The following is an 11517-nucleotide window of genomic DNA, read 5'->3' on the forward strand; positions in this document are numbered from 1 at the left end:
AAACCCCGCACAGGTACAGAGCCGCGTCGACGCCTACCAGCGCATCACCCAGATCCTCGGGGTCTCCCCGGGCGCCGACCTGTACTGCTGACGCCAGCCGCCCCACAAGGAGCCGCAATGCGCACATCGACGTCTCTGACCAAGGTCCTCCTCGGCGCACTCGGTGCGATGACGCTCGTCGTGGCCGTCCCGGCGAGCGCCCACGCGAACGTCCTGCAGCTGCTGCCGCAGAACGCCGACGGCCTGGAGCAGACCTTCTCCCCCGCCTACGACTACGACGGCGACGGCTGTTACGCCACCGCGGCCATCGGGGCGACGGCACCCTCAACCCGGGCCTGAAGCTCGGCGGCGACGTCAACGGGCACTGCCACGACTACGCCCAGCTGGCCAACGCCAACACCTACTCGCGCGAGAAGTGCAACAACGGCTGGTGCGCGGTGATGTACGCCAGCTACTTCGAGAAGGACCAGGCGACGCTCGGCCCGGCGGCGATCGGTCACACCCACGACTGGGAGCACGTCGTGGTGTGGATCAACGACAACCAGGTCCAGTACGTCTCGGTGTCCCAGCACAGCGGCTACCAGGTGGCCGCCCGCTCCTCGGTCCGCTTCGACGGTACGCACCCGAAGATCGTCTACCACAAGGACGGAGTGTCCACCCATGACTTCCGGTTCGCCAACACCAACGACGAGCCCCCGGAGAATGTGACCGGCGGCTGGTTCTACCCCCGTCTGGTGGGGTGGAACGGCTACCCCGCCGACTACCGCGACCGGCTCCTGGGCGCCAACTTCGGCGCGGCCACCATCAAGATCAAGGATGGCGACTTCCAGTACGCCCTGGCGCACTCCATCCCGTCGGGCATCCCGTTCGACCCCAACGCCTGACGGTCAGGGCGGTGGTATGCGGGGGGGGCGACGCGCAGGGCGACGGCGGCGGTGACCGGTCCGGCGGGTGCCGGCCGGTGCCGGAAACCCAGGCGGACCTGCGGATTACCCAGGGGCGCCGGTCGCCGCGCGTCGCCGATTGCCGAGGGGACGCCCGTGCGCGTGCCGCAGTCGACGCATCGCAGGCGCAGCCGCACCACCACGTACCCTGCTTTCCGTGCCAGTCTCCCGCCTTCGTCGCGTCGCCGTCCTTGTGCTCGAAGGTGCGAAGCCGCTGGATGTCGGCATTCCCGCGCAGGTGTTCACGACCCGCGCGAGCATGCCGTACGAGGTACGGGTGTGCGGCGCGGCACCCGGTCTCGTGACCGGTGGCGACGGTCTGTCGTACCACGCCGCCCACGGCCTGGAAGCGCTGGCGTGGGCCGACATCGTCTTCATTCCCGGCTACCGGTTCCCGGACCGCGAGGACCCGCCGCAGGCCGTCGTCGACGGACTGATCGCCGCCCACGAGCGGGGCGCGCGCCTCGCCGCCATCTCGACGGGTGCCTTCGCGCTCGCCGCCACGGGCCTGCTCGACGGCAGGCGCGCCACGACGCACTGGCACTACGCGCGGGCGCTCGCGGCGAAGCATCCGCTCGTCCGCGTCGACGAGAACGTGCTGTTCGTCGACGAGGGCAGCGTGCTCACCTCGGCCGGCGCCGCCTCGGGCATCGACCTGTGCCTGCACATCCTGCGCGGCGACCTCGGCGTGGCCGCCTCGAACCACGCGGCCCGGCGCCTGGTCGCGGCCCCCTACCGCAGCGGCGGCCAGGCACAGTACGTGCCGCGCAGCGTGCCCGAGCCGCTCGGCGAGCGGTTCGCCGCCACACGCGAGTGGGCGCTGCACCGCCTCGCGGGGCCGCTCACCCTGGAGGCGCTCGCCCGGCACGCGGCGGTCTCGCCGCGCACCTTCTCCCGGCGCTTCGCCGAGGACACCGGGTACACGCCCATGCAGTGGGTCATGCGCGCCCGCATCGACATGGCCCGTGAGCTGCTGGAGCGTTCGGAGCGGAGCGTGGAGCAGATCGCCACCGATGTCGGCCTGGGCACCGGCGCGAATCTGCGCCTGCACTTCCAGCGCATCCTGGGCACCACGCCGAGCGAGTACCGGCGCACCTTCACCAAGGGCGAGTAGACCACCGCCGAGGTGGCGCGATCCTTTCGAACCATGGCGATCGCGCCGCTGTCCCGGCCGGCCGCCGGCCGGGAACCTGGTGGCGAACCGAAGGGACACGACTCATGACTCGCATCGCCATCAACGGATTCGGCCGCATCGGACGCAATGTGCTGCGCGCGCTGCTGGAGCGCGACAGCGACCTGGAGGTCGTCGCCGTCAACGACCTCACCGAGCCCGCCACCCTCGCGCGGCTCCTCGCCTACGACACGACGGCCGGCCGGCTCGGTCGCCCGGTGACCGTGGACGGGAACGCCCTCGTCGTGGACGGCCGCCGCATCACGGTGCTCGCCGAGCGCGAACCGGCACAGCTGCCGTGGGCCGAGCTGGGCGTCGAGATCGTGCTGGAGGCGACCGGCCGCTTCACCTCGGCCAAGGCCGCCCGCGCCCACCTCGACGCGGGCGCGAGGAAGGTGCTCGTCAGCGCGCCGTCGGACGGCGCCGACGTCACGCTCGCGTTCGGCGTCAACACCGACGCGTACGACCCGGCCCTGCACACGATCGTCTCCAACGCCTCGTGCACGACCAACGCCCTTGCGCCGCTGGCCGCGGTGCTCGACGAACTCGCGGGTATCGAGCACGGGTTCATGACGACGGTGCACGCCTATACGCAGGAGCAGAACCTGCAGGACGGTCCGCACCGCGACGCGCGTCGCGCCCGTGCCGCCGCGGTCAACATCGTGCCCACCACGACGGGTGCCGCCAAGGCGATCGGCCTCGTGCTGCCGAACCTCGACGGCAAGCTGTCGGGCGACTCGATCCGGGTGCCGGTTCCGGTGGGCTCGATCGTCGAACTCAACACGACGGTCGCCCGCGACGTGACGCGCGACGAGGTGCTGGCGGCGTACCGCGCCGCGGCGGAGGGGCCGCTCGCCGGGATCCTCGAGTACTCGGACGACCCGCTCGTGTCGGCCGACATCACCGGCAACCCGGCCTCGTCGATCTTCGACTCGGCGCTGACCCGTGTCGACGGCCGCCACATCAAGGTGGTCGCCTGGTACGACAATGAGTGGGGCTTCTCGAACCGAGTGATCGACACCCTCGGACACCTCGCCGCCCACTGACCGAGCACCGGGGGCGGCCCCACCTCCGGCGGCCGCCCCCGGCCCCTGCCTCCGATGCCGGCCTCCCCGCGACGGCCGACCGCCACGGTTCCACTGCCCACGCCTGCCTCTGTGCCGGAGGGGCACGCAACACACCGTCGCGCGGACCGCGTTCCGGAGCCGACGCAGTTCCCGTTGCCCCTGCGCCCCCTCGGGAACCGCAGGCGGATGCTCCCGGCGCCGGTCCGGCACAACCGGGTGCGCCGCTTCTCTTCGTCCCGGCCATGGCAGGATGAGTCGTCCTGCCTGCACGTCCGTGCACCCCAGCGAGTCCGTGAGGTTGTGCCGTGGCATCGAAGCCCGTGGCCCGCGAGCCGATCCGGCGCAACGCCCGGTCCAACCGGGCCCGCATCCTGGCCACCGCGCGGCAGGAGCTGGGCCGGAACCCCGATGTCACCCTGGAGGAGATCGCCCGCGCCTCCGGTGTCGTACGGCGCACGCTCTTCGGGCACTTCCCGGGGCGCGCCGCGCTGGTCGAGGCGCTCGCCGAGGAGGCTTCGCAAGCCCTGCAGGCCGCAGTCGCCGGGCAGCCCGACGCGAGGGAGTCGCCCGAGCGCGCCTTGGCTCGGTTCGTTCTCGCGATCTGGCCCGTGGGTGACCGCTATCGGCTGCTGCTGGCGCTGGCCCGCCAGGACCTGGGCGTGGAGCGGGTGTCCGAGGTGCTCTCCCCGGCCCGCGAGGCGGCCGCGGTCATCCTGGAGCGCGGACAGCGCCAGGGTGTGTTCCACGGCCACCTGCCGCCGGCCGTGCTGAACGCGGGCCTGGAGGCCCTGACGCTGTCTCTGCTGGAGAGCGTCAACGCGGGAGCGTGGGAGGACGACGGCACCCGCACGGCCGTCGCCACGCTGGTCGCGGCGGGCATAGCGGAACGGCAGGCGGTCGACGTGGTGAAGGCGGTCGTGTCCGAAGGACCAAAGGCCGACCGGGAGTAGGTCACGTCGCTGAGGAGTCCGGGCGGAAGGTGACCGTGCGTCCGGTGAAGCGGGCGTCGACCCCGCTGGCCGTCGGCGTCACCGACCGCAGGTGAAGTCCCTCGGGGATGTTCCGCAAGGGGATCGGGTTCGCGAAGATGCTGTCGAGCAGGGCCTCGGCCGGTCCGGGCACGGCTCCCCGGGCGGCCCGGAAGTCCGTGAACGCGCGGTGCGGTTGCCGGGGAATGCCGAGACGGCCGTGCTCACGGTGTCCTCGCCGCCCGGCGGCAGGCCGAGGGACACCCGGACCCGGCCCCGCTCGTGGTCCCGGGAGAGCCGCAGACCGAGCGCGTTCGACAGGTCGTCGTACGAGAGGAACGCCGTCGCGTCGGCGGACCGCGCGTGGGCCTCGTCCGCGTCACCGGAGGCCCTCAGCCCGTCGACATCAGTCCGTCGACACCGATGGTGAGCCGACTGATCGGCAGTGGTCGCGCCACGCCGCGCGCCGGGATGTCATGCGCGGTGATGTCCACGTGCCGCAGGGTTCCGGGAGCCGGCTGGGTGAGCGCCGGGAAACCGCGGACGCTGAGCGGCACACGGCCCCGGACGGTGCCGGGAGGGGCGCCCGGCACCGTCGTTCGTGCGTCGGCGCCCGTTCCCGGCGACAGCCCGCCGCGGCCCGTTCGTCACAGCCGGGTGACGGTCACTCAGGCAGCGCGGAGCCGGACTCCGTACGACTCCGGTGCGATCCCCGTCAGACCCGGGTACGAACTCCACGCCCCACAGTGAACGCACTGCCGGTGTTCCTCCTCTTGCTCGGCGACACATCCCCGTCACCCCGGAAGGGACACGCCGTGCGCTCAGGTGCGCGTATACACAAGACCCCGGTGGGACTGGTCCTCGCCGTCGCCGCGGTGGGGTCGGTCATGGCAGCCCCGGCCGCCTCCGCCGGGGCTGCCGAGCCGGCCGCCCGTGCCGATCTGCGGGCGGACGTCAACCGCGACGGGCAGGTCGACGTCACCGGCGACACCGACACCGCCGGCGAGGACAGTTGGTCCGTCGGCCGCGGAGCGATCCAGCTGCCCAACATCGACGACGACAGCAAACGGTGTCCGACGACCGGCCAGGGCGGCAGACCGCTGCCCGACGCCAAGCTTGCCGCGTGCAACGACGCCTCCGACACCAAGGTCGACGGCCGCGCGGACGCCGACGACCTCGCCCGGGTCCGCTCCGTTCCCCTGCCCGGCCTGGGGAAGGACGCACAGGGCAGCCTGAAGGTCACGACGGGAGCCACGCACACCCACGTCTTCGTCAAGCGCTCCGGCACCTGGGTGCTGGTCACCCCCCGGACCCGGCTGACCGCCGCCGAACTGCGGTCCGGCGTGGAGCTCGGCGTCGAGGCCACCGACGTGATCAGGGACAGCGGCAAGTGGGACGGCCGGACGGTGCTCGACCTGACGGTCACGTCCGCGGGCACGACCACGTCCGACGAGGTCACCCTGCGGGTCGCGCCCCTCCTCACCCAGCACCATCTGCAGAACACCCGGCAGGTGATGGTGACCAAGGTGCGCGGGGCCGGCGAATTCGGCCGCCTGCAGCGGAAGTTCGTCAAGGGCCTGGCGAGGGAGGTGAAGAAGGCCGGGGTCACCGAGCCGCTGGTCACCTTCGAGAAGTACGGGGACGTCTGGGCGCAGGACTTCGTCGAGCCGGCGTACGTCAGCATGACCGGGCCCGGCGGACACCGGCAGGCGATGCGGGTGATGCTGCGCTCGGCCCAGCCCGACCGGGCGGCGGGCCGGGAGCTTTTCGAGAAGGTGCGCGGCAGGGACACCGGCGTCGTGCAGGTCTCCGACCGGTCGCAGCCGGACGACTGGTCCCTCAACTCGATGGGCAACCTGGAGACCATCCCGCCCTACGCCCACAACGGCCGCTCCTTCCCCGCGGGGCGGATCATCCAGGGCTGGCGCAAGGACAGCGGGGAGCGGACCTCGAAGGTGATGCGCACGCTGCTGAAGTCCCAGGGCCTGCAGGACCCGCTGCTGCTGGACACCTCCTGGCTGGGCGTCGGTCATGTCGACGAGTTCGTGCAGTTCCTGCCCGCCGACACCCCGCGCGGCTGGCGCATCGGGATCGCCGACCCCGAGGCGGGCCTGCGGCTGCTGCGTGACGCGAAGCGCGACGGCCACGGGAGGACCAGGATGTTCTCCGTTCCGGGCCTGCCGGGCGCGCCCGCGCCCAAGGAGACCATCAACCAGGTCCTCGCTTCCCGGCACTTCGTCGCCGACAACACGATGGCGGCCAAGCGCATCGCGGCCGACCTGGAGATCCTCAAGCGCGAGACCGGTGTCACCGAGGACGAGATCGTCCGCGTTCCCGGCCTGTACACACGCGAGGCGGAGGCATCGTCGGCCCGCGGCCGCGGCGTCCCTGTACCGCGCCTGACCCGCATCGGTGGTACTCCGGGCCTGCTGGACTCGCTCAGGGAGCACGGTCAGCAGCGGTGGCTTGCCGGGCCGGGCGCCGCCGGCTCCCGTGCCGCGGCACCGGCCACTGTGACGACCAGCGCCTATGTCCCGGGGGCCGTGAACGGTGTCCTGCTCGGCCGTGACCGGTATCTGGCCCCTCGCCAGTGGGGACCGGTGATCGGCGGGAAGGACATCTTCACCGAGGCGGTCAACGCGGTCTACCGTCGCGTGGGCCTGAAGGTCTCCTACATCGACGACTGGTACACCTACCACCTCGGGATGGGTGAGGTGCACTGCGGCACCAACACGCTGCGCGACGTGTCGGCTGCCTGGTGGCAGACCCGGTAGAGGTCCGTCGAGGCGGGGTGAACCGCCTCGACGGCTCACCCCGCCCCTGTGCCGGCCCCGTGGCTGTGCCGCCTTCGGCCCCCCGCCGTACCCACGCGGCCCATGGGCACCACTGCGTATAGTTGCGTCATGAGCAACCACACGGCCGACGGTGAAACGGCAGGTCCCGCGGTGGGCGGGGTGCAGTCCGTCGACCGTGCCGTCAGCGTCCTGGAGATCCTCGCCCAGCGCGGGGAGGCGGGTGTCAGTGAGGTCGCCGCCGAGATCGACGTCCACAAGTCGACCGCGTTCCGCCTGCTCGGGGCGCTGGAGGCACGCGGGCTGGTCGAGCAGGCGACCGAGCGCGGCAAGTACCGGCTCGGGTTCGGCATCGTGCGTCTGGCGGGAGCGGTCACGGGCCGTCTCGACATCACTCAGCAGGGCAGGCCGGTGTGCGAGCGGCTCGCCGAGGAGATCGGCGAGACCGTCAACATCGCCGTCCTGCAGGAGCACTACGCGGTCAACCTCTACCAGGTGCGCGGCCCCGGCGCGGTCGGCACGCACAACTGGGTCGGACAGCTCACGCCGCTGCATGCCACGTCCAGCGGCAAGATCCTGCTCGCCCATCTGCCGGCGAAGGAGCGCGCCGACGTGCTCTCGGCATCCGGCCTGCAGAAGCTGACGCCGCACACCCTGACCGCCCGGACGAAGCTGGAGAAGAAGCTCGCCGAGGCGCGGGAGCGCGGGTACGCGGTGACGCTGGAGGAATTCGAGCTCGGACTGCACGCCATGGCAGCCCCGATCCGCTCCCGCGACGGCGAGGTCATGGCCGCCCTCAGCGCCTCCGGCCCCGCATACCGCTTCACCGAGGAACGCATCCACGAGCTGGCACCCGTGCTGCTCAAGGGCGCGCAGGAGATCAGCCACCGGATGGGCTACGTGGGCTGAAACGCCCTGGCACAGCTTCTGATGGACACGCTTCACTCGCCCACCCTTGATCGGCCGCAACAACGTCGCCGTGGTCACCCAGCGGGAGCCGGACGAGGTCACCGCGATACCCAGCCCGGTGCCGGGCGGGCGGGCCGCGCTCGGCGTGCTGTTCGGCGACGACTGGTACTTCACCTTCCACGGCCGGCCCACCGGTGACGCGAATCCGACCAACGAGTCGCAGCAGATGCTCAACGACATCGCGCGGTTCGTGAACCAGGTGCCGGGCCGCTCCTGGACGGTCGGTGCCGACTTCAACGACGAACCCGGTCACTTCCCCGTTCCGCCCGGCGCCCAGATCTACAACACCGGCCAGCCCACCCACGACCAGCACCGCGAGCTGGACTACCTGGTGTCGTCCACCCGAATCACTGACCATCCCAGACGACGTCTCAACGGCGCCTCGGCGGACCACTACGCCGTCGGCGTCGGCGGCCTGCGCGCTTCGGCGGAGCCGCACTCCCTGTTCACCAGCCCCCGCTTCATCGAGAACATGCAGAACGGCGGCGTGCTGGAGACCGAGAACGGAAACCGCGACGGCGCGTCCGTCGTCACCGCCGACCGCAGTGGAGAACCCAGTCAGCACTGGGACCTGGAATTCGACGGCACCCAGACCGCCCGCATCCGGCTCGCCGGAGGCAGGTGCCTCAACGCCGAGCCGGACAGCCCGGGCCACTTCGTTCCCGTGCTGCGCGACTGCTCCTCCCACTACGGCCAGCGCTGGCGGCTGCTGTCCTTCGGCAACGAGCAGTACCAGATCCGCAGCGGCACACTCGGCATGTGTCTGGACGTCGGCACCTCGCACAGCCCGCAGGACCGTTCCCGTTTCCAGCTGACCTCCTGCCAGGAGAAGGACAGCCAGCACTGGTTCCTCGCGCCCCCGGCCGACTCCAACCCGGAAGTCAACTTCTCCCCGGGTGATCTGTCGGTCGCCCACCCCGGCCCGCTCGGGCTGGAGAACATCCAAACCGGCCGGATGCTGGCCTCCGAGCCCCTCGCGCTGCCCGGCACGCATGTGCGCGCCTACCTGCACCGCAACCAGCCCAGCCCGAACCACGAGAAGTGGGTCCCCGAGTGGACCAGCAGCAGGGAGCTGCGGCTGCGCGATCCGGAGACCAACAGCTGTGCGGAGATGAACATCTTCCTCCCACACGAGGGCTTCGCCGCTGTCGACATGCGGCCCTGCCGCAATATCCCCGACCAGACCTGGTACATGGAACCGGCCAGTGAGAACACCTTCCGGCTGCACAACGAGCGCTTCATCTTCCTCGACCAGGGCTGCCTGAACGCCATACCGCGCCCCAGCCTCGTCGGCGATCTCGTGAACGCCACGAACTGCGCGAGCCCCACGGCCTCCCAGCGCTGGTTCTTCGCCCCGCACGACACCTCCACCGGCCCCGACGAGAAGGGGGACTGACGGCCCCGCCTCGCGGAAAAGCGAACGGCGGCCTCCGCCCCTGACAGCAGGTCCCGGCCCTGTGCTCCCGAAGCTACGGCGAAGTGACAAGTAGCCCTCTGTAGCTGCCGTGACGTTCTGGGAGTGCGGGTCGCGTGGGCCGGCCGCCGGGCCGGGACCGCTCAGCGGTACGCGGTGCCGTCCTCATCCCGGTCTTCGCCGGGGCTTTTCCTGCTCGTCGTCCTCGCTCCAGGTGCCGAAGGGGCCTGGTTGGCCGTGGGCCTCGGTGCCGAGCTGCAGCGAGCAGCCCTTGCGCCGGTGGTCGGCGGGGATCAGCGGGTGCCTGCCTCGGCCTGGGCGGGGATGTGGTTGTAGAGGGTTCCGGGGCTGACCCCGAGCAGACGAGCGATCGAGGTGATCGAGTTGTCGGGGTCGGGCAGCATATCGCGGGCGGCCCGGATGTTGTCCGGGGCGGCCACCGTGGGCCGGCCGCCGACCCGGCCGCGCGCGGGCGGCAGCCAGGCCCTCGCGGGTGCCGGAGACGCCGTTCGACGTCCGCCTGCCCGAGCAGCCCATGCGGCGGCGGCTGGTGTACGGGCAGTGCTGCAACGACGGAGTGGACGAGATGGAGCGCCTGGCCGCGCTCGCCGGAGGGGCCTCGTGACATCCAACCAGGACGGTTCGCGCGTTTGGCCCAGACAGGTGACTCAGCGCCGCGCGTCGCCCGGGGCCAGAAGGCTGGTCAGCTCCGAGATCGCCTCGGGCGACGGCTTGAAGTGGCGGCGGACGTTCTCCGGCTTCTCCGTCCTCGATGAGGTGAGTGACGTAGGACCTGCGGAAGGAGTGGAAGTCGAGTCCGTCGTCCAGGCCAGGGCCTTGCGGTAGGCGATGAAGCGGGAGTTGAGCCGCTGGCAGCCGATCCGCAGGCCCCGTTCGGAGGGCCAGGCCGCCAAGTTGTTGTCGGGCGGTTCCGGCGTCCCAGTAGACGGTCGCCAGCACGAAGTACTCGCGGGACTGCCCGCGGCGGCGGGCCTTGACCTGCGGAGTCCTGCCCTAGGTCGACAAGTACCTGTGTTCCTTCCAACGCTGGCTTCCCGGGTCGATTAGAGCCTGTGAACAAACCCCGTCCGCGAGCAGCGGCGTCCGGTGCGCCCGCCCTTCGGGCGGACGGCGGTTTGTTCACAGGCTCTGAGCTGAACCGCTGACGGGGTGGTTCCGGAATGCGCCGGAGACCTGCCTTCTGCCAGCGGCAGAACACCGGCCCGACCGGGCTCGACGATCACTACAGTCCAGGCTCATGACGACGGTTACAACGCGCACGATCGAATACGCGGCCGACGGCCTGACGATGATCGGGCATCTCGCGCTCCCGGCGGGTGTCGACCGCCGGCCCGTGGTCTTGGTCGGGCCCGAGGGGATGGGGCTCAGCGATGTCGAGCGCCGGCGGGCCGATGCGCTCGCCGAACTGGGATACGTGGCTCTGGCCTTCGACCTCCACGGGCGCTATTTGGGCGACCCTGAGGAGATGCTGGCCCGTTGCATGCCGCTGCTCGCTGACCCCGACCGGATGCGAGGCATCGGCCACGCGGCGCTCGACGTGCTCCGCGCCGAGCCGCGGACCGACCCGGACCGGATCGCCGCCGTCGGCTACGGCACCGGGGGCGCAATCGCGCTGGAACTCGGGCGCGACGGCGTCGACCTGCGCGCGATCGCGACAGTCAACGGACTGACCACGGGCCGAGTAGGCGAGACGGCGCGCATTCACTGCCCGGTGTGGGCCGGGGTCGGGTCGGAAGACCCGATCATGCCGCCCGCGCAACGGGACGCATTCACTGCCGAGATGCAGGCTGCGGGCGTTGACTGGCGCCTCGTGGTCTACGGCGGCGCCTTGCACGCCTTCCATCACCCACCGGTCGACCACATCGTGCTTCCTGGGGTCGGTTTTCACCCTCAGCACGCGCAGCGAGCTTGGCAGGACGTCGTCGACCTGCTCGCCGAGTGCCTGCCCATAACGGAGTGATCTGGTCGGCAACCACGATCCCGGACCGCAAACCAAGCCGGTCGACCGGGGCTTTTCGGAAACCCGCGAGCGTGCGTGCCGGACGCCGCTGCGCAGATGGGGGCTTGTTCACAGGCTCTTAGAACTCCTATCGGAATGACTTCAGGCGTCGCCAGCAGATGAGTGCGCATCCGAGAGTGAGGAACGCTTCGTGGATGTCGTCGCGGATCTC

The 11517-nt window shown here is 71.1% G+C and carries 11 protein-coding genes and 2 pseudogenes; 10 read left to right on the top strand and 3 right to left on the bottom strand.

The features are described 5' to 3' along the window. The 5 genes and pseudogenes from ACIRU3_RS46385 to ACIRU3_RS46405 all read left to right on the top strand — a co-directional run. Positions 1-91: pseudogene (locus ACIRU3_RS46385) on the top strand (chitinase); the annotation flags it as partial. 26 nt (positions 92-117) lie between these two features. Further along, positions 118-884, top strand: a pseudogene (locus tag ACIRU3_RS46390) (NPP1 family protein). A 217-nt stretch (positions 885-1101) separates the two neighbouring features. Next, the gene (locus ACIRU3_RS46395; protein WP_404070304.1) at positions 1102-2058 is read left to right on the top strand and encodes a GlxA family transcriptional regulator; all 957 of its coding nucleotides are present in this window, start codon (positions 1102-1104) and stop codon (positions 2056-2058) included. Between the two features lie 104 nt (positions 2059-2162). Further along, entirely contained in the window at positions 2163-3161 is a 999-nt protein-coding gene (gene gap, locus ACIRU3_RS46400; protein WP_404070306.1) for a type I glyceraldehyde-3-phosphate dehydrogenase, read from the top strand. Between the two features lie 326 nt (positions 3162-3487). Then, entirely contained in the window at positions 3488-4132 is a 645-nt protein-coding gene (locus ACIRU3_RS46405; protein WP_404070308.1) for a TetR/AcrR family transcriptional regulator, read from the top strand. Between the two features lies 1 nt (position 4133). On the opposite strand, the gene ACIRU3_RS46410 is transcribed toward ACIRU3_RS46405, so the two are convergent. Further along, positions 4134-4304, bottom strand: a complete 171-nt coding sequence (locus ACIRU3_RS46410; RefSeq protein WP_404070310.1) for a hypothetical protein — start codon at positions 4302-4304, stop codon at positions 4134-4136. Positions 4305-5037: 733 nt separating this feature from the next. Here ACIRU3_RS46410 and ACIRU3_RS46415 point away from each other — a divergent pair. The 3 genes from ACIRU3_RS46415 (at position 5038) to ACIRU3_RS46425 (ending at position 9307) form a co-directional block, all read left to right on the top strand. Then, positions 5038-6924, top strand: coding sequence for a protein-arginine deiminase domain-containing protein (locus ACIRU3_RS46415; protein WP_404070324.1), 1887 nt, complete (start codon positions 5038-5040; stop codon positions 6922-6924). A 129-nt stretch (positions 6925-7053) separates the two neighbouring features. After that, positions 7054-7851, top strand: a complete 798-nt coding sequence (locus ACIRU3_RS46420; RefSeq protein WP_404070312.1) for an IclR family transcriptional regulator — start codon at positions 7054-7056, stop codon at positions 7849-7851. 46 nt (positions 7852-7897) lie between these two features. Then, a complete protein-coding gene (locus ACIRU3_RS46425; protein ID WP_404070314.1) occupies positions 7898-9307 on the top strand; it encodes a ricin-type beta-trefoil lectin domain protein in 1410 nt (469 codons plus the stop codon). Positions 9308-9618: 311 nt separating this feature from the next. Here the strand turns inward: ACIRU3_RS46425 and ACIRU3_RS46430 are convergent, their stop codons facing one another. After that, positions 9619-9765, bottom strand: a complete 147-nt coding sequence (locus ACIRU3_RS46430) for a hypothetical protein (protein ID WP_404070316.1) — start codon at positions 9763-9765, stop codon at positions 9619-9621. A 53-nt stretch (positions 9766-9818) separates the two neighbouring features. On the opposite strand from ACIRU3_RS46430, the gene ACIRU3_RS46435 reads away from it, so the two are divergent. Further along, positions 9819-9950 carry a hypothetical protein gene (locus ACIRU3_RS46435; protein ID WP_404070318.1) on the top strand — a complete coding sequence of 44 codons (132 nt, stop codon included), beginning with the start codon at positions 9819-9821 and terminating at the stop codon, positions 9948-9950. Positions 9951-9993: 43 nt separating this feature from the next. Here ACIRU3_RS46435 and ACIRU3_RS46440 read toward each other — a convergent pair whose 3' ends face one another. Next, on the bottom strand, positions 9994-10239 hold the full coding sequence (locus tag ACIRU3_RS46440; RefSeq protein ID WP_404070320.1) for a hypothetical protein: 246 nt from the start codon (positions 10237-10239) through the stop codon (positions 9994-9996). A gap of 344 nt (positions 10240-10583) precedes the next feature. Between ACIRU3_RS46440 and ACIRU3_RS46445 the strand changes: the two genes are divergently transcribed. Then, on the top strand, positions 10584-11306 hold the full coding sequence (locus ACIRU3_RS46445) for a dienelactone hydrolase family protein (protein ID WP_404070322.1): 723 nt from the start codon (positions 10584-10586) through the stop codon (positions 11304-11306). Positions 11307-11517: the final 211 nt, after the last annotated feature.

Source organism: Streptomyces sp. NPDC101151 (assembly GCF_044768335.1).
Classification (GTDB): Bacteria; Actinomycetota; Actinomycetes; order Streptomycetales; family Streptomycetaceae; genus Streptomyces.

What these genes read in the sequence shown, in the direction of transcription:
- gap (WP_404070306.1), top strand. Translation starts at nt 2,163, where the DNA reads ATGACTCGCATCGCCATCAACGGATTCGGCCGCATCGGACGCAATGTG.
- ACIRU3_RS46415 (WP_404070324.1), top strand. Translation starts at nt 5,038, where the DNA reads ATGGCAGCCCCGGCCGCCTCCGCCGGGGCTGCCGAGCCGGCCGCCCGT.
- ACIRU3_RS46420 (WP_404070312.1), top strand. Translation starts at nt 7,054, where the DNA reads ATGAGCAACCACACGGCCGACGGTGAAACGGCAGGTCCCGCGGTGGGC.
- ACIRU3_RS46445 (WP_404070322.1), top strand. Translation starts at nt 10,584, where the DNA reads ATGACGACGGTTACAACGCGCACGATCGAATACGCGGCCGACGGCCTG.